The sequence below is a fragment of the Glycomyces tarimensis genome (assembly GCF_054776215.1).
The window spans coordinates 62,484-79,222 of record NZ_BAAHCB010000004.1; the positions used below are offsets into that span (position 1 = coordinate 62,484).

The 16,739-nt window shown below is 67.6% G+C and carries 18 protein-coding genes, 1 tRNA gene and 1 riboswitch; of the genes, 13 read left to right on the forward strand and 6 right to left on the reverse strand.

What is annotated here, in order from left to right; translation table 11 throughout:
• Window positions 1-6 precede the first annotated feature (6 nt).
• From ACYVK3_RS04140 to ACYVK3_RS04195, 12 genes are all read left to right on the forward strand, one after another.
• A complete protein-coding gene (locus ACYVK3_RS04140) occupies window positions 7-912 on the forward strand; it encodes a carbohydrate ABC transporter permease (RefSeq protein WP_460495991.1) in 906 nt (301 codons plus the stop codon).
• 18 nt (window positions 913-930) lie between these two features.
• The gene (locus ACYVK3_RS04145; protein WP_460495992.1) at window positions 931-1,836 is read left to right on the forward strand and encodes a hypothetical protein; all 906 of its coding nucleotides are present in this window, start codon (window positions 931-933) and stop codon (window positions 1,834-1,836) included.
• Window positions 1,837-2,207: 371 nt separating this feature from the next.
• On the forward strand, window positions 2,208-4,217 hold the full coding sequence (locus ACYVK3_RS04150) for an HNH endonuclease signature motif containing protein (protein WP_460495993.1): 2,010 nt from the start codon (window positions 2,208-2,210) through the stop codon (window positions 4,215-4,217).
• A 397-nt stretch (window positions 4,218-4,614) separates the two neighbouring features.
• Window positions 4,615-5,250, forward strand: a complete 636-nt coding sequence (rpsE, locus tag ACYVK3_RS04155) for a 30S ribosomal protein S5 (RefSeq protein WP_460495994.1) — start codon at window positions 4,615-4,617, stop codon at window positions 5,248-5,250.
• Between the two features lie 16 nt (window positions 5,251-5,266).
• Window positions 5,267-5,449 (forward strand): uL30 family ribosomal protein, encoded by a 183-nt coding sequence (gene rpmD, locus ACYVK3_RS04160; protein WP_460495995.1) that lies wholly within the window; start codon window positions 5,267-5,269, stop codon window positions 5,447-5,449.
• Between the two features lie 2 nt (window positions 5,450-5,451).
• The gene (rplO, locus tag ACYVK3_RS04165; RefSeq protein ID WP_460495996.1) at window positions 5,452-5,925 is read left to right on the forward strand and encodes a large ribosomal subunit protein uL15; all 474 of its coding nucleotides are present in this window, start codon (window positions 5,452-5,454) and stop codon (window positions 5,923-5,925) included.
• 283 nt (window positions 5,926-6,208) lie between these two features.
• A complete protein-coding gene (gene secY / locus ACYVK3_RS04170; RefSeq protein ID WP_460495997.1) occupies window positions 6,209-7,546 on the forward strand; it encodes a preprotein translocase subunit SecY in 1,338 nt (445 codons plus the stop codon).
• A 27-nt stretch (window positions 7,547-7,573) separates the two neighbouring features.
• Window positions 7,574-8,215, forward strand: coding sequence for a nucleoside monophosphate kinase (locus ACYVK3_RS04175; RefSeq protein WP_460495998.1), 642 nt, complete (start codon window positions 7,574-7,576; stop codon window positions 8,213-8,215).
• Between the two features lie 5 nt (window positions 8,216-8,220).
• Window positions 8,221-9,060: a type I methionyl aminopeptidase gene (gene map, locus ACYVK3_RS04180; RefSeq protein ID WP_460495999.1), complete on the forward strand. Its 840-nt coding sequence runs from the start codon at window positions 8,221-8,223 to the stop codon at window positions 9,058-9,060.
• Between the two features lie 21 nt (window positions 9,061-9,081).
• Window positions 9,082-9,558 (forward strand): DUF1707 SHOCT-like domain-containing protein, encoded by a 477-nt coding sequence (locus tag ACYVK3_RS04185; protein ID WP_460496000.1) that lies wholly within the window; start codon window positions 9,082-9,084, stop codon window positions 9,556-9,558.
• A gap of 60 nt (window positions 9,559-9,618) precedes the next feature.
• Window positions 9,619-10,098, forward strand: a complete 480-nt coding sequence (locus ACYVK3_RS04190) for a DUF1707 SHOCT-like domain-containing protein (protein ID WP_460496001.1) — start codon at window positions 9,619-9,621, stop codon at window positions 10,096-10,098.
• A 33-nt stretch (window positions 10,099-10,131) separates the two neighbouring features.
• Window positions 10,132-10,611, forward strand: coding sequence for a DUF1707 SHOCT-like domain-containing protein (locus tag ACYVK3_RS04195; RefSeq protein ID WP_460496002.1), 480 nt, complete (start codon window positions 10,132-10,134; stop codon window positions 10,609-10,611).
• A 46-nt stretch (window positions 10,612-10,657) separates the two neighbouring features.
• Here ACYVK3_RS04195 and ACYVK3_RS04200 read toward each other — a convergent pair whose 3' ends face one another.
• The 3 genes from ACYVK3_RS04200 to orn form a co-directional block, all read right to left on the reverse strand.
• A complete protein-coding gene (locus tag ACYVK3_RS04200) occupies window positions 10,658-11,077 on the reverse strand; it encodes a VOC family protein (protein WP_460496003.1) in 420 nt (139 codons plus the stop codon).
• A 195-nt stretch (window positions 11,078-11,272) separates the two neighbouring features.
• Window positions 11,273-11,348 (reverse strand) — tRNA-His (locus ACYVK3_RS04205).
• Window positions 11,349-11,423: 75 nt separating this feature from the next.
• Complete coding sequence (gene orn, locus ACYVK3_RS04210) at window positions 11,424-12,038, reverse strand: oligoribonuclease (protein WP_460496005.1); 615 nt, start codon at window positions 12,036-12,038, stop codon at window positions 11,424-11,426.
• A 627-nt stretch (window positions 12,039-12,665) separates the two neighbouring features.
• On the opposite strand from orn, the gene ACYVK3_RS04215 reads away from it, so the two are divergent.
• Window positions 12,666-13,622 (forward strand): sigma-70 family RNA polymerase sigma factor, encoded by a 957-nt coding sequence (locus tag ACYVK3_RS04215; RefSeq protein ID WP_460496265.1) that lies wholly within the window; start codon window positions 12,666-12,668, stop codon window positions 13,620-13,622.
• Window positions 13,623-13,718: 96 nt separating this feature from the next.
• Here the strand turns inward: ACYVK3_RS04215 and ACYVK3_RS04220 are convergent, their stop codons facing one another.
• The 3 genes from ACYVK3_RS04220 to ACYVK3_RS04230 all read right to left on the reverse strand — a co-directional run bounded on the left by ACYVK3_RS04220 (window position 13,719) and on the right by ACYVK3_RS04230 (window position 16,738).
• Window positions 13,719-14,696: a C40 family peptidase gene (locus ACYVK3_RS04220; RefSeq protein ID WP_460496006.1), complete on the reverse strand. Its 978-nt coding sequence runs from the start codon at window positions 14,694-14,696 to the stop codon at window positions 13,719-13,721.
• 40 nt (window positions 14,697-14,736) lie between these two features.
• Window positions 14,737-14,914, reverse strand: a riboswitch (cyclic di-AMP (ydaO/yuaA leader).
• Window positions 14,915-15,229: 315 nt separating this feature from the next.
• Window positions 15,230-16,036, reverse strand: a complete 807-nt coding sequence (locus ACYVK3_RS04225) for a spermidine synthase (RefSeq protein ID WP_460496007.1) — start codon at window positions 16,034-16,036, stop codon at window positions 15,230-15,232.
• Window positions 16,037-16,093: 57 nt separating this feature from the next.
• Window positions 16,094-16,738: a MerR family transcriptional regulator gene (locus ACYVK3_RS04230; RefSeq protein WP_460496008.1), complete on the reverse strand. Its 645-nt coding sequence runs from the start codon at window positions 16,736-16,738 to the stop codon at window positions 16,094-16,096.
• Window position 16,739: the final 1 nt, after the last annotated feature.

Below are 16,739 nucleotides of genomic sequence, written 5' to 3' on the forward strand. Positions count from 1 at the left end.
GCGAGCATGGCAACCCAGACCCCCGTCGAACCCGAAACCGACACCGCCGCCCCCAAGGCGAGCCAGCCGGACCCGCCCAAGGCCGAGGGCACGGTCATGAACGCCTTCTCCCACGCCTTCCTGTGGCTGTGGGCGCTCATGGTCATCGTGCCCGTCGTGTGGATCGTCCTGACCTCGTTCAAGACCGCCCGCGAGATCGCCACCGACCCCCTCGGACTGCCCGCCGCGCCGCAGTGGGAGAACTACCTCAACGCCTGGACCAACGGGAACATCGGCGGCTACTTCATCAACACCGTCGGCGTCATGCTGTTCTCCGTGACCGGCACGATGCTGCTCGGCGCGATGGCCGCGTACGTCATCGCTCGCTACGCCTTCCCCGGCAGCCGCATCGTCTACTTCATGTTCGCCGGCGGCATGATGTTCCCGGTGTTCCTGGCCCTGTTCCCGCTGTTCAAGACCCTCCAGAACGTCGGACTCCTCAACACCTACCCCGGCCTGGTCCTCGTCTACATCGCCTACTCGCTGCCGTTCACGGTCTTCTTCCTGACCGCGTTCTTCAGGACCCTGCCCACGGGCGTCGCCGAAGCCGCCATGATCGACGGCGCCGGACACTATCGACTCTTCTTCCAGGTCATGCTTCCCATGGCCAAACCCGGCCTCATCGCCATCACCATCTTCAACATCATCGGCCAGTGGAACCAGTTCCTGCTGCCGCTCGTCCTGCTGAGCCGCGACCCCGATGACGCCGTCATCTCGCAAGGCCTCGCTAACCTGGCGCTGAGGCAGGGCTACGAGGGCGACCCGGGCGCCCTGTTCGCCGGGACGGTGATGGCGATGGTGCCGATCTTCATCGCGTACGTCATCTTCCAACGCCAGATCCAAGCCGGCCTCACGGCCGGAGCGATCAAGTGACACAAGGAGACTGATCCGATGACCAGAGCCTGGAGGGCCCTGGTGGGCCTGCTGGCGACCGCGGCGCTGGCGGCGGCCTGCACGTCCGACTCCCCGCAACCGGAGGACGAGCCGGTCGCCGAGGCCACCGACGACGGCATGTTCGGCTCCTCGCCGGACTACGAAACGCACCAGACCCAACTGGTCAGCACCGCGAGCGACAAAGACCTCCCGAGCCTCTGCGAGGACTTGGAGCTCGCGCTGGCCGACCGCTTCTGGATCCACGAAGGCGGCGGCGACAATGGATGGTGCGCCTTCCTCGCCGACGACGCCAAACCGAGCGAGGCGTCGGATCGATCGAGCTCCGGCCAGGGTGCGGCGGTGCCCGTGCGCGTACACGCGTGGATGGAGGATTCGGGTACGCGCGTGGCCTACTTCGACCCCGCGCCGCTGATGGTGGCGGTCGACAGCGAGGACACGGCGTTGCAGGAGCGCGGAGTGGCGCTGTCGGAAGGGCTGCTCGCGGCGGTCGCCGAGGCGACCGGAGGGACGCCGGAGTTCGGCGACCCCTACGACGCGACCTACACCGAGATCCCCTCCCAACTCCAAGCCATTGATCTAGCGGAGGCGTTGAAGGCGACCGCTGAGGCCAACGGCATGCGACTCATCGACGAGATCGGCTTCGAAGCCGCGGGAAAGACCTTGATCTTCGCGGTCGAAGGTCCGGACTCGGCGTTGTACGAGGGTCTGTACGAGACCTCGCCCGCCGTCGGCGTGGCGAACCCGGTCCAGCTCCACGTGTTCAGCGGCGAGGAAGGCTCAGTGATCAGCTACTTCGACCCCGCGCCCCTGTTCAGTGCCATAGGAACGGAGTTCACCGACGTCGGCTTCGAACTGAGCACGATCCTTTCGAACGCCGCTTGGGAGGCTGCGGTTCCTGCGTGACGGTGGCTAGCGGGTCGGCGATCGGGTGCGCCTGGGGAGCCCGGCAATGGAAGGTCGGGCGCTGGCGGGAACGGTGTGGGGTTGATGGTTGCGCTGCGCCAAAGGCGTCAGCGACGAAGAGGTGTGTGCTTTGTGGAGGTCGGGTCGGCGGGCGTGTCGATGGGGTGTGGGCGCTGGCCGTTTCGCGGGCGGGCCGGGTGGTGTCCGGTTTGCATTGCGGGACAGGGCTTCTCGTGGTCCCGGGGGCCGGAAACGTGAGTGTTTTCCCACCCTAATGGGTGATGACAGAGCGGCTGTGACCTGGGAGAATAGAGGTATAGCACGAACCGGCGGAAACAGCAGGTTCGTACGAGACCTCAAGGAGGTGTCAGATGGCCAAGGCGAGCATGAAGACCAGCAGGACCGAGCGGAGCGAGCGGGCTCAGGCCATCCACACCAACCTCGACAGTGCCGCCGCCATGATCAACCAGGTCCACGCCAAGGTGCTCGCTGATGTGATCGAGGCGAAGGCGTGGAATATCCACCGTGACTGCGATGGCTTCTCGGCCCTCCGGGAGTGGCTGGTCGCCACGTTCGACTTCCACCTCCGCGTTGCCGCCGACCTCGCCGCCATCGCCCGCACCGCCGGGAAATTCCAGGTGTTGACTGAGACGGCGACTTCGGCTCGGGCGCGGATCGACCGGGTCGCGGCAGCCGTGCGGCGGCTCGATGCGACCAAGGCCCTGCGCGTGTACGCCCGGACTCCCTACCGCGAGCCGGTGCCCTCCCCGTTCGACGCCGAGACGTTCTGCCCGACGCCGGAGCACTTGATCGCGCAGTACTGCATCCACGCCACCGTCAAGGACGTGCACGCCCAGCTCGACGAGCTCCAAGCCGCCCTTGACTCCGGTGAGGAGCTGTTGGACGGGCTCGGGCAGCAGTCGTTGCAGCGGCTCGACTTGGTGGAGACCGAGAACGGCATGTTCGTCCTCTCCGGGCTCTTGTCGGCCGACACCGGGAAGCTGTTCGCCAAGCTGTTGACAACGGCCGTGCCGCCTCCGCGGCAGGACGAGGTCGACGCCGACGGGTGCCTGCCGCCTGCGGCGAACCGGCGGGCCGAGGCGTTCCACCAGGTGCTCGCGGCCCACGGGGCCGACCCGAACGCGGCCAAGCGGCACGGGCACACCGCCATCCTGCACCTGTCGGTCGACATCGAGACCCTGGCTGGGGACGACACCGGCCGGGTGCCGACCCTCGAAGGCGACCCCATTTCCCTCGGTAAGGCCCGCCTGCTTGCGTGTGAGGGCCTGGTCATCCCCAACGTGTTCAACTACCGGACAGGGGAAGCGATCGAACTCGGCCGCGCACTCCGGCTCCCCAGCAGCGCACTGCGCAGGAAGCTGGAACTCGAGCAGCCGGGCGGGTGCGCTTGGAGCGGTTGTCTCGCTCCGGTGCAGTGGACCGAAGCCCACCACATCCGCCACTGGGCGAATGGTGGGCCGACAGTGGCGGAGAACCTGATCCTGCTGTGCCGGTTCCACCACGGCCGCATTCACACCCCCGGCTGGTCGATCACCAAGACCGGACCGGGCAAGGCGTTGATCGTGCATCATGAGGGGCACGAGGACACCGATCCCGACCTCAAGTGCGGGTGCGCCGACTGGCGGACCGACACCGACTTGGACCTCGACTTCGCCGAGGACATCGCGAACGCCTTCCCCACCGGCCTGTACCCCGAGGAATGGTCGGAGACCCTGAAGCCGGACTTGGAGGCCGCCGCCGAGCGGGCCGAGACCGAGCAGGTCATGGCCGCCGCGAAAGCCGCCCGCGCGAAAGCGCGAGCACGCTTCACCACACCGACACCTCGTCCTGAACCCGAACCGGCTTCAGCACCGGAACCGGGGCAGGGCCAGCGGCGGGAATACGGGACTTCGACACCACTGACCGAGGCGATGCGGACTCACGACCTCGCCAGCGCCGCACCGGCACCGGACTACGGACCGCCGCCGTTCTTAACCTGCCCGCTGCGGGATGCCGTGGCGGGGAAGGCACCTCATAGGTCGCCAGCTCGAAACCGGACACCCGGTTCGAGCCCATTCCCATGCCCGCACCCCGAACCGGACCACAGATCACCTCGAATCCGCCGCCCAGCCAGCCCCAGCCCCACCCGGCACGAGCCCACCGACCACCTCCGCGACGGCAGACCGCCTCCACCGTCCACCTGCCACAGCTTTTGTCGCCGCCATAGCGCAGAACGACCATCACACCCGCCCGTTCCCGCCAACGCCCCCGCTTCCATTGCAGGCCTCAACAGGACCCCCGCCCGACCACACCGGCGCCCACCCCAGCCAGCGACCCCGACCGTCCCGCCACCTCACCATCGCTGCCTCGGCGCAGAATGACCATCACACCTGCCCGTTCCCGCCAATGCCCCCGTGGCCATTGCCGGCCTCCCTGACGCCTCTCCGAACCGGTATCATTCGGCCCGGCCAGCAGCTCCGGGGGACCACGAGCTCCCCATTCAGAGGCACGGCGCTGAGTCCGGTTGTCGCGGCGGAGGTTCGTCTCCGCTGAACCGAGTGAGCGTGAGCCTTGATCGCGGCATCGGCCGGCGGCGACTCGGTGTCTCGCGATGTGTCGGGTACCTCAACCCGACCCCGGTGTTGGGCGCACCTGTCTTGAGCAGGCATAATCGAGAGGTTGCGCTCAGGCGCGACGTTCTGCCGGACCTCGAGTCCGCATATTTTGAAGCGAGTCGGCCCCAAGGGCTGGCGTTTAGCAGTGAAAGGAATCAGTCTCGTGGCTGATCAACAGCAACAAGGCGCCCGGGACGGCGGTGACCGCGGCGGACGTGGCGGTCGCGGCGGTCGCGGTGGCCGTGACGGACGCGGCCGTGACCGCGCGGAGAAGTCCCCGCACATCGAGCGCGTCGTCACCATCAACCGTGTAGCCAAGGTCGTCAAGGGCGGCCGCCGGTTCGCGTTCACCGCTCTCGTCGTCGTCGGCGACGGTGAAGGCAAGGTCGGCGTCGGCTACGGCAAGGCCAAGGAAGTCCCCGCGGCGATCGCCAAGGGCGTCGAAGAGGCCAAGAAGGCCTTCTTCGAGGTTCCGCGCATCGGCGGGACCATCCCGCACGAGGTCCTCGGCTCCGACGCTGCCGGCCAGGTGCTGCTCAAGCCCGCCTCCGCCGGTACCGGCGTCATCGCGGGCGGCCCGGTCCGCGCCGTCCTCGAATGCGCCGGCGTCCACGACGTCCTGTCCAAGTCGCTCGGCTCCTCGAACGCGATCAACATCGTCCACGCGACGGTGCACGCGCTCAAGCAGCTCGAGAGCCCGGAGGCCGTCGCGGCCCGCCGTGGCATGCCGCTGGAGGACATCGCTCCTCACGGCCTGCTGCGCGCCCGCGCCGAGGCCGCTCAGGCCGCGCAGGCGTAAGGGGGATCGAGAACTCATGACACGTTTGAAGATCACCCAGGTCAAGTCGACCATCGGCGAGAAGCCGAAGGCCCGCGCGACCATGCAGACCCTGGGCCTGCGCAAGATCCGCCAGTCGGTCGTCAAGGACGACCGTGCGGAGTTTCGCGGCATGGTTCACCGTGTCCGCCATCTGGTCGAAGTCGAGGAGGTCGAATAGTCATGGCGATTCGCATTCATGACCTGCAGCCCGCTCCCGGCGCCAAGAAGGCCAGGACCCGCGTCGGTCGCGGTGAGGGCTCGAAGGGCAAGACCGCCGGTCGCGGCACCAAGGGCACCAAGGCCCGCAAGAACGTCAAGGCCGGCTTCGAGGGCGGCCAGATGCCGCTCCAGGTGCGTCTGCCGAAGCTCAAGGGCTTCAAGCCGCACAACAAGACCGTCTACCAGGTGGTGAACCTCGACCGTCTCGTCGAGCTCTTCCCCGACGGCGGCGAGATCGGGCCGGAGCAGCTGATCGACGCGGGTGTGCTCAACAAGAGGGAGCTCATCAAGGTCCTCGGTTCCGGTGAGGTCGAAGGCGTCAAGTTCGACCTGAAGGCCCACGCGTTCTCCGCCTCGGCCACCACCAAGGTCACCGCCGCCGGCGGCTCGACCACGGTCGTGGACAAGAAGACCGGCGAGGCCATCGGCGAATAGCCACCTCGCCGAAGCACGCAAGGCGTAGATCGACGCAGGTCGATCGAACATGCGCTCGGTGAAACGGGCCGGAGGGAACTCCGGCCCGTTTCGTCATGGTGAATGCCGAATACTCTGCGTCTGGAGTCGCCTGCTAGGCTCCCGTAGCGAGGACCACCGTCTACCTCGGCGTGTGAATGCCTCGCTTGGAACTTAAACACGCCCACTGGTTACCACGTCAGGTCCCGTATCCAGCGGCCCTGCCGGGAGGCCCCTCCAAGGGGCTTGTTCAGGAGGAACTGCTTTGCTCTCCGCCTTCATCAGCGCGTTTCGGACTCCCGATCTGCGCAAGAAGATCCTGTTCACCTTGATGATCATCGCGCTGTATCGTCTTGGTGCGCAGATGCCGAGCCCCGGTATCGACTTCGCCGCGGTGCAGAGCTGCCTGGATGCCGCCCCGGACGACCAGTCCGGCGCGTTCGGTTTGTTGAACCTCTTCTCCGGTGGAGCGCTCCTACAGCTATCGGTCTTCGCTCTCGGCGTGATGCCCTACATCACGGCCTCCATCATCATGCAGCTGTTGACGGTCGTGATCCCGCGCCTGGAGCAGTTGCGCAAGGAGGGCCAGCCGGGCCAGACCAAGATCACCCAGTACACCCGGTATCTGACACTGGGCCTGGGCCTGCTCCAAGCCTCCGGTTACATCGCGCTGGCACGCTCGGGCATCCTGTTCGGTCAGGAGTGCCCGACGCCGATCCTGCCCGACCTGTCGGCCACCGAGGCCGGGGTGCCGTACTGGCTGTCGGTCGTCACCGTCGTGGCCGTCATGGTCGCCGGCACCGCCCTGATCATGTGGTTCGGCGAGCAGATCACCGAGCACGGCGTCGGCAACGGCATGAGCCTGCTGATCTTCGCCTCCATCGCCGCGCAGATGCCCGGCCAGTTCTGGGGCCTGCAGGAGTCCGAGGGCTGGTTCATGTTCGCGATCATCCTCGCGGTGGCGATCGCCATCATGGTCGCGGTCATCTTCATCGAGCAGTCGCAGCGGCGCATCCCGGTCCAGTACGCGAAGAAGATGGTGGGCCGGCGCATGTACGGCGGCACCTCCACGTACATCCCCCTCAAGGTCAACCAGGCCGGCATCATCCCGGTCATCTTCGGTTCTTCGCTGCTGTACATCCCGACGCTGTTCCTCCAGCTCAACCAGAACACCGATTCGGGCTGGGCCCAGTTCGTGGACCGGTACCTGATCGACCAGGGCTCGTGGGTCTACATCAGCGTCTACGCCCTGATGATCATCTTCTTCACCTACTTCTACGTCTCGATCACCTTCAAGGTCGACGACGTCGCCGAGAACATGAAGAAGGCCGGCGGCTTCATCCCCGGCGTGCGGCCCGGCAAGCCCACGGCGACCTATCTGGCGCGAGTCCTGTCACGCCTGACCTTCCCGGGCTCGATCTACCTCGCCACGATCGCTATTCTTCCCAACCTGGCCATCATCGCGTTCGGTAACCAGCAGTTGTTCGCTCAGTTCCCGCTGGGCGGCACGACCGTGCTGATTCTGGTCGGCGTCGGCCTGGAGTCGGTCAAGCAGATCGAGTCCCAGTTGATGCAGCGCCACTACGAGGGCTTCCTGCGCTAGCAGTACGCGGGAAGGGGAGGAACACACTTGCGACTGGTATTGGTAGGCCCGCCCGGGGCCGGTAAGGGCACCCAAGCGGAGATCATCGCCGACGAGCTCGGCGTCCCCAAGATCTCCACCGGCGACATCTTCCGCGCGAACGTCTCGGGCGGCACCGAGCTCGGCCTGGAGGCCAAGCGCTACATGGATGCCGGCGACCTCGTGCCCGACGACGTCACCAACAGGATGGTCGCCGACAGGCTCGCCCAGGAGGACGCCCAGAGCGGTTTCCTGCTCGACGGCTACCCCCGCAACACCGAGCAGGCCGAGGTCCTCGACCGCCTCCTGGACGAGCAGGGCCGTACGCTCGACCTCGCGCTGGAGCTCACCGTCGAGGACGACGAGGTCATCCGGCGCCTGTCGGGCCGGCGCGTCTCCAAATCGACCGGCAAGGTCTACCACCTCGAGTTCGACCCGCCCGAAGACCCCGATTCTCCGGACCTGTACCAGCGTTCGGATGACCAGCCCGAGACGATCAAGAACCGCCTCAAGGTCTACGCCGAGCAGACCGCCCCGATCATCGGCTACTACGAGGCGCAGGAGAAGCTGGTGCGCATCGACGCGGTCGGCGAGGTCGAGGACGTCACCGGCCGCGCCATGGCCGCCATCCGCGACCGGATCACGAAGTAGCCGCCGTGTTCCGCCGTCGCCGCCAGAGCATCCAGTACAAGACTCCCGAGCAGATCGCGAAGATGCGCGTCGCGGGGCGGGTCGTCGCCGAGGTGCACCAGGCCATGCGCGACAACGCCAAGCCGGGCGTGTCGACGGCGGAACTCGACCGGATCGCCGAGGACGTCATCCGCTCCTCGGGCGCGGTCCCGTCGTTCAAGGGCTACGACATCGGCTTCGGCCCCTACCCGGCGTCGATCTGCTCCTCGGTCAACGAGCAGGTCGTTCACGCGATCCCGAGCGAGCGGGCCGTCCTGGCCGAGGGCGACCTCATCTCGATCGACGTCGGCGCGATCGTGGACGGCTGGCACGGCGACGCGGCCGTCACCATCGAGATCGGCCAGGTCGACGCCGAGCTGACGAAGCTGCGGGAGGCCTGTGAGGCCGCCATGTGGGCCGGCATCCGGGCCGCCGCCACCGCCAAGCGCCTCGGCGGGATCTCCAACGCCGTCGAACGCGCCGTCGAGGCCGCGGGCGACTACGGGATCGTCACCGGCTTCGGTGGGCACGGCATCGGCACCGAGATGCACCAGGATCCCCACATCCTCAACTACGGGCCGCCGAACGAGGGCCCCAAGCTGCGCGCCGGCATGGCCCTGGCCATCGAGCCGATGATCACGCTCGGCGCGCCGGACACGGCCGAGCTTGAAGACGGCTGGACCATCGTCACCGACGACGGCTCCGTCGCCGCCCACACCGAGCACACCATCGCACTGTGCGACGACGGCGTGTGGGTCCTGACGGCGCCCGACGGCGGCGTCCAGGAGCTCGGCGAGCTGGTCGCGAGCGCAGCTCGCGACGAGTGACCCCGATGCCATAATGTCCTGGTGACAGACGACCAAGGCAAGCTGCGGATTTCCAACGCCGAACGCGATGAAGCGGTGGAGCGGCTGCAGCAGGCGCTCGACGAGGGCCGCATCGAGCTGAGCGAATTCGACGAGCGCACCAAGGCCGCCTATGCGGCGAAGACCAACGGCGAGCTCTCGCTGATCTTCGACGACCTCCCGCTGAGCCGAGCCGACGACAAGAGCGTCCACACCATCGATCTGACCCCCGAGGAGCGCGCCGAGCGCGAGGCCGAGATCCAGCGGCGCGTCCGGGGCGGCGGCGACGACGGCGAGGGAGTGCTCCACCAGATGCCGGCGTTGCGGGCCCTGCTCCTGGTCGGCGGCATGACGACCGCGATCTGGCTCGTCTTCTGCATCGCGACGGGGGAGCTGCGGTACTTCTGGCCGATCTGGCCCATATTCGGCCTCGCGATCGTCGTGGGCGTGCAATGGATGGGACGCGGCCGGGGCCGCTGACGGGCCTCGGGACGGGAGCGCTATTCGCACTCCAGTGTGCAGTGATGACATACTGAGCGGGTGAGCGAAGACCGAGGAAAGCTTCGGATCTCGAATGCCGATCGGGACGAAGCGGTTGCCCTCCTCAAACAGGCCCTCGACGAGGGGCGACTCGACCTGTCCGAATTCGATACCAGGTCGCAGGCGGTGTACGAAGCCAAGACCAATGCCGAGCTCGACCTCATTTTCGACGATCTGCCGTTCGGCCTGGTGAACGACCGGGCACTGGAGCGTCCCGGCGGGACCGCCGACGAGAGCGGCCGGGGTCGCTCGCCGCACGACGAGGCGGCCGGTGGCAAGAGCGGCACGAAGCGCGGCGCGCCCGAGACGATTCACTGGCTGATCTGGGTCGGGACGATCACGACCACCATCTACCTCGTCTCGAACCTGACCTCCGGCGACCCGGATTGGGGCAACTTCTGGCCCGCGTTCCCGATCGGCATCCTGCTCGCCATCACCATCGCCTCATGGCTGTCCGGCCGCGTCGGCGGCGACGACTGATCTGCCCGCCAGAAGCCCCGCATAAGGAGTCAAATGTCCTCTCTAGAGCGTTACGGTGACCGCGAGATGCGGATCGGAGACGCCGAACGCACCACGCTGTCCGAGCTGCTCCGTTCCTCGGTCGATCGCGGTTATCTCACCCTGGAGGAGTACGAGAAGCGCGTCGGCACTCTCATGGAGGCGAAGACCGTCGGCGAGGCCGAGTTGGTGCTCGGCGACCTGCCCGCGTATCAGGCGATCTTGGAGGCGCAGCAGCCCGAGCCGGAGCCCTTGAGCACGCCGATGTGGGTCAAGTGGGTGTGGTTCGGGGTCTCGATTCCGATCGGCATCAACCTCGGCATCTGGTTGATCCTGGAGGCCACCGTCGGCGGGATCTACTTCTGGCCGGTCTGGGTCCTGGTGCCGCTGCTGGTGGTCGCCGGCGCGCTGACCATCGGCGAGCGCACCATCATCCGCCCCGCCGAGGAGCAGAAGCGGCGCGAGCGCATGCAGCGCAAAAGGTATCGGCGGTAGCCCGATCCCGCACCGGGCCACCGCCGATCTCAACGGGCAGTTGAGCTCATGAGGGCCGCATCTGGGCCAGGATCTCCGCGTAGTGGGGATTGCGCATGACGCCGAACACGTTCCCGAACGGATCGCGGACGGCCGCGCCCACGAAGCCCTCACCGAAGTCACGCGGGGCGTGCAGTTCCTTCGCGCCGAGCGAGAGGAGCCGCTCGAAGGCGGCCTCGACGTCGTCGACGTGGCAGTAGACGACCGGGCCGGCCGGCGGGTTGTCCGGGGACGGGTCGAGCCCGAGCTGGGGCGCGAAACGGGCGTCGAGGATGCCGAGCTCGTGCTGGTAGTCGCCGAAGCGGAACTCGATGTAGACGCCGTCGCGGTCGAAGTACGGCTCGATGCCGAGGACTTCGGTGTACCACGCCTTCGCGGCGGGCACGTCGGCGGCGGTGAGCGTGGTGGTGGTGAATCCCCGCAGCATGGCTCTCCTTCAGATGGCGCGTCTCGTGCTTCTGACGCTATCGCCCGCCTCCGACAGTCCGGGCCCGTCGGTGATGGGCGCCGTGCTTCCGGAGTGGCCGCGCGCCTCTGACAGACCCGTCCGCTCGGCGATGGGCGCCGGAAAAGGCGGCGGGCAAGAGCAAAGGCCCCGCGTCGACCGCGGGGCCTTTCGCAATGGGGTGATCGACGGGGCTTGAACCCGCGACCTCCTGGACCACAACCAAGCGCTCTACCAGCTGAGCTACGACCACCATTGTCGGTTCATCAGGGGATCCCTGCAACCGCCGACAATCATAGCCAGGTGCCGGACGAATCCGTCAACCGGGTTAGGTGTTCGGTGTCTCAGAGCCGAGACCGACCGCCGCCTGCTTCGCCTCTTCCGACGTCGGTCCGGGCATCTCCACGAACACCGTCTTGCGGTAGTACTGGAGCTCTTTGATGCTCTCCTTGATGTCGGCCAGCGCGCGGTGCGCGAGGCCCTTCGCCGGCTGGTTGTAGTACACGCGCGGGTACCAGCGCCTGGCGAGCTCCTTGATGGAGGACACGTCGATCATCCGGTAGTGCAGGTGATCGTCGAGCCGCGGCATGTACTTGGTGATGAACGTCCGGTCGGTCGCGATCGAGTTCCCGCACAGCGGCGCGGTGCGCGCCTCGGGCACGTACTGCTTGACGTATTCCAGCACCGCGTTCTCGGCCTGTTCGAGGCTCGTCTCCGCCGCGCGCACCTCGTCGGTGAGTCCGGACTTGGCGTGCATGTCGGTCACCACCGGGCCCATGGCGTCGAGCAGGGCGGGCTCGCAGGCGATGACGATGTCGAGCCCGTCGTCGAGCGGGGTCAGATCGGGCTCGGTGACGAGTGCCGCGATCTCGATGAGGGCTTCGGTCTCCGGGTCGAGGCCGGTCATTTCGCAGTCGACCCACACTAGGCGTTCTCCAGTCACCCGGCCAACTCTACGCGCAACCGACACTAAACGTGATCTTCGCCGTGACGGGCGGCGAAGCCCTGGGTGGGCGGCGTGTCCGGCTCGGAGGCGCTCACGTGCGGCGACGAATCGGGAACGGTGAGTGCCGGGCATCCGACTGTCGCCTGCCAAAAATAGTGTTGCTCGTCACAGCTACGGTCCGCTATGGTGCAGGCATCAGAGAGTTGCCGCCTGTGCGGTGGGCATCGCAGTGATAAGCGCCGCATTGAGATTATCTCTCAACTATTTCCAGGTATCACGCGTGTACCCCTATAGATTGAAGGTTTGCGATGAAGCACGCCGGGCAATACCGTGACCAGGCCGAGGGCCAATTCGTCCTCACCTGAGGCAGAGTGATCCGCGTCTCAAAGGCATCATGAACGGTCCGAACCCCCGTCTAGGGAACAGGAGCCGTGAACGAGGCCTTCTGAGGAGGGCCAAGGCTACCGGGTCGGTGCCGGAGTCCGCAAAGGGCCTCCGATGAGCATCAATTCGGTAACCGTGGTGCATCGAACACTGGGGCACGGAATTCCACGCAACGAAGCGGTCGTTGTAACTGGTACACCGCTCACGCGGTGTCGGGGGACGAGGAAGCTGGAGGAGACCTTGAGCGTGGAGACTACGACTACACCCACCCTCACCACCGAAGAGGTCGCTGAGGAGCGAGATCTGGTTGGTGTGTACCTGCACGAGATCTCGAAGACGCCGCTGCTCGACGCAGCTGCGGAGGTCGATCTGGCCAAGGCTGTCGAAGCCGGTCTGTTCGCCAAGCACCTGCTCAGCGAAGGTGAATCTCTGTCGGGAGCGAGTGAGAAAGAGCTGAAGCGTCTCGTGGAGGACGGCGCACGGGCCAAGGAGCAGTTCATCAAAGCGAACCTGCGCCTGGTCGTGTCGATCGCCCGCCGCTACGTCCGCTCAGGCATGCCCATGCTGGACCTCATCCAGGAGGGCAACACCGGCCTGGTCCGCGCGGTGGAGAAATTCGACTACCAGCGCGGCTTCAAATTCTCGACCTATGCCACCTGGTGGATTCGCCAGGCCATCAGCCGCGCCATCGCGCAGCAGGAGCGGACGGTACGCCTTCCGGTCCATCTGGTCGAGGACGTCAACCGGATGCGCAATGTCACCCGCCAGCTCACCCGTGAGCTGGGCGGCGACCCCGAGCCCGATCAAGTCGCGAAGGCCCTGGGAGTCACCGTCGAGCGGGTCAACGAGCTCATCCGCTGGAGCCAGGACACGGTCTCTCTCGACACGCCGATCGGCGACGACGGCGACACCAATCTCGGCGACCTGGTCGCCGACTCCGACGAGCCGAGTCCCGAGGACGTCGTGCTCGCCGGCATGGAGCGGCAGCGCATCGAGATGATGCTCAACCACCTGGACGAGCGCTCGGCCGGGATCGTCAAGGCCCGCTACGGGCTCGAGGACGGCCGCGAGCACTCCCTCACGGAGGTCGCGCATCGCTTCCACCTGTCGCGCGAACGCATCAGGCAGCTGGAGATCCAGGCGCTGGCACGCCTGAAGGAACTGGCGAACGACCAGGTCATGGCCGAGGCGGCTTGACTGCGTAAGCGATAACACGAGCAACGAGGGCCGGGGCGAAAGCCCCGGCCCTCCTTTATGTGTTGTGTTCATTCCAATATGTGTTGTGGTTGTCGGTCAGACGCGGCGGTAGCCGTCGATGCCCATCATGTCGATGTCGGAGATCTTGACGACGTCCCCGCTCGACGGGGCGTGGAGAACCTGGCCGCCGCCGATGTAGATGGCCACGTGCCCGAGGCCGTTGTAGAACACCAGGTCGCCGGGCCGCAGATCGCCCCGGCCGATCGCCGAGGTCTCGGACCAGATGGCGTTGGTCTGGTGCGTGACCGAGACGCCGGAGACGGCGTAGGCGCCCTTGACCAGGCCCGAGCAGTCCCAGCTGTCCGGTCCGGCCGAGCCGTAGACGTACGGCTCGCCGAGCTGGTCGCGCGCGAACTCGACCGCCGCGGTCGCGGCGTCCGAGCTGTAGGACGGGGTCGAGGAGCCGCCGTCGGAGCCCGAGTCGGAACCGGAGCCGGACGAGCCCGACGCTTCCGCTTCGGCGGCCTCGGCGGCCTCGGCCTCAGCGGCGGCCTCCGCTTCCGCCTCGGCTTCGGCGGCTTCCTTCGCGGCGGTCTCGGCCTCGTCGATCTGCCCGTCGAGGTCCTCGATCTTCGCCTCGGCCGCCTCGATGTCGGCAGCGAGCGTCTCGGTCTCCTTCGCCGCGGCCTGGGCCTCGTCGTACTTGTCCGACTGCTCCCGAGCGAAGCCCACGAGCGTCGACATCTTCGAGCCGAGGTCCTCTTCGGCGGCGTCGACGGCGACGGTCGCCCGGTCGAGTTGCGCGTCCGTCGTCCCGTAGACGGAGGCGGCCTCGTCGATGAGCGCCTGGGCCTCGGCGAGCCCCGCTTCCAGGCTCCCGAGCCGGTCGGCGGCCTCGTCCCGTTCGGTCTCGAGCTCGGCGAGGTGCTCTTCGATCTCGGCCGACGTCGCCTCTTCGAGGTCGATGTCGGCCGCTTCGGCCGGGGAGGCCGCGAAGACTGTCGCGGCTCCGACCGCGACGATGCTGGCGCCCGCATAAGCGGCGGTGCGACGGATGACAGCGCTTGCGCGCATCGGATGTTCAGTTTCGTTGCAGGCTCGAACCACGAAGTGGCCTTTCTTCCTCGGCCGCCTACCGGGTTAGCTGTCGGGTTCGGGCTGGGAAGAACGCCCTACCCGCCTCGGCCAAGGAGCGCCTTCGGCGGGATTCACCCCGTGCGTCGAGGAGTGCTCAGGGGTCGACGCGTTGGGTTCCCGGCCCGCGCGTCGACGGTGTCAGGCCCGGAGGGATTGGGCCCGGCTCCGCTGTCGGCGCGGTTCGGCGGTCCGGTCGGGCGGGCCTCTGGGGGAGACCCTGACGTCCCAGCCGGAACAGGAGCCGACGCTATCCGTCCGCGCCGCCCGCGCCAAGATGTCTGTGAAATGTTCCACAAATCGGTAACGGACAGTGAGGACAGGCGGAGCGATACAGCCGGTATCCAGCGGTTTCGCTGATACTGGCAGTCCGGCAGTCCGGCAGTCCGGCAGTCCGGCAGTCCGGCAGTCCGGCAGTCCGGCAGTCCAGGAGTCCGGAGCCTGGAAGCGCGGACGTCCAGATGCCCGGGAGCTCAGAAGCTCCGCAGCGATGCGGGCGGCGGCGGGGAGGCGACCGCGCGCGCGTCGGTCGCCGGGGCGGCGCCGCCGATGTACTCGGTGAGCTCGGTCCCGGCGACCATCCGGCACGGGAACGGCGCCCCGGCGCAGCGTCGCCGCAGCTGCTCGACCGGGAGCGCGGTGTCGGCAGCCGCGACGACGACGTTGCCGAAGCGCCGTCCGCGCAGGATCGCCGGTTCGGCCATGACCGCGACGTGCGACCACACCTCGTCCATCGCCGCGAGTGCCGACTTGAGGAACCGCATCTGGCCGCTGTCGCACAGGTTCACCGCGTAGTGCCCGCCGGCGCGCAGCACCCGCTTCGCCTCCGCCAGGAACTCGACCGTCGTGACGTGCGCCGGCACGCGGGCCCGGTCGTACACGTCGGTGATGATGAGGTCGTAGCAGTCCTCGGGCGCCGCCTCCAGGGCTTCGCGCGCGTCGGTGTGCCGGATCTTCACCTTCACGCGGCGCGGCAGCGGCGCCTCGGCGCGCACCAGCGCCACGAGTTCGGCGTTGGTCTCGACGGCCTGCTGGTACGACTCGGGGCGCGTGGCGGCGACGTAGCGGGCCATCGCGAGCGCGCCCGCGCCCAGGTGCAGGACCCGCAGCGGCCGCCTGGCCGGGGCGATCGCGTCGACGAGGTAGGAGATCCGCTGCATGTACTCCGCGTCGAGGTAGGACGGGTCGTCGAGGTCGACGGTCGCCTGCACGACCTCGTCGGCGACCAGGTGCAGCAGGTTCGGGCGGGCGGGGTCGGCGTCGAACCGGAGCTCATTCACCCGCCAATTGTGCCCGGGCCGCGCCTCTCGGCCCAGGCCGGATTCACCGGACGGGGACTAGGGACCCCGCTCCGCCTGCAGTCGTGCCGAGGCGGCCACATGCGCGATGCGCCGCAGCGACGAGAAGATCGTCTCGCCGAAGATCGTGGTCACCACGGCCTGCTCGACGTCGACGCCGCCGTCGCGGGCGGCCTCGGCGATCGCCTCCATGTCGGCCGAAGCCAGCTGCGCGGCCGCGTCCGCGAAGTGCCGCAGGACCTCGTCGGGCCCGGGATTGCCGAGCCGGAAATAGGCCGTCATCGCGGTCACGAGCGCGTCGCGGTAGTTCGGCGGGGCGACCTCGGCCCAGCCGTACTCGTCGAGCAGCCGGTCCACGGCGCGTTCGGCCTCGGCGGTGGCCTCAGCGTTCGCCATGGAGAACTTCGGTTCGCGGTGCGTTGCGGCCAGGGCCGCGCCGAGCGCCTGGAACGCCGACTCCGGGTGGCGCGACAGCACGGTGAGGACCTCGCCGATCTGCGCGACCGACAGTCCCGCGGTCTCGGACAGCGCGCGGATGAGCAGCAGCCGGTGGACGTGGATCTGTCCGTAGTCGACGGTGTTGTGCTCGCCGTGCACACCCGGCGGAAGCAGGCGCTCGCGCAGGTAGAACTTGATCGTGGCGGCCGGAACGCCGGTCCGGTCCGCCAGCTCCCCGATTCGCATA

Bases quoted from the DNA above. Each gene is read 5' to 3' on its own strand.
- ACYVK3_RS04200 (WP_460496003.1), bottom strand. From the start codon at position 11,077: ATGCTGCGGGGATTCACCACCACCACGCTCACCGCCGCCGACGTGCCC.
- ACYVK3_RS04230 (WP_460496008.1), bottom strand. From the start codon at position 16,738: ATGCGAATCGGGGAGCTGGCGGACCGGACCGGCGTTCCGGCCGCCACG.
- ACYVK3_RS04150 (WP_460495993.1), top strand. From the start codon at position 2,208: ATGGCCAAGGCGAGCATGAAGACCAGCAGGACCGAGCGGAGCGAGCGG.
- ACYVK3_RS04220 (WP_460496006.1), bottom strand. From the start codon at position 14,696: ATGCGCGCAAGCGCTGTCATCCGTCGCACCGCCGCTTATGCGGGCGCC.
- rplO (WP_460495996.1), top strand. From the start codon at position 5,452: ATGGCGATTCGCATTCATGACCTGCAGCCCGCTCCCGGCGCCAAGAAG.
- ACYVK3_RS04140 (WP_460495991.1), top strand. From the start codon at position 7: ATGGCAACCCAGACCCCCGTCGAACCCGAAACCGACACCGCCGCCCCC.
- ACYVK3_RS04195 (WP_460496002.1), top strand. From the start codon at position 10,132: ATGTCCTCTCTAGAGCGTTACGGTGACCGCGAGATGCGGATCGGAGAC.
- rpmD (WP_460495995.1), top strand. From the start codon at position 5,267: ATGACACGTTTGAAGATCACCCAGGTCAAGTCGACCATCGGCGAGAAG.
- ACYVK3_RS04145 (WP_460495992.1), top strand. From the start codon at position 931: ATGACCAGAGCCTGGAGGGCCCTGGTGGGCCTGCTGGCGACCGCGGCG.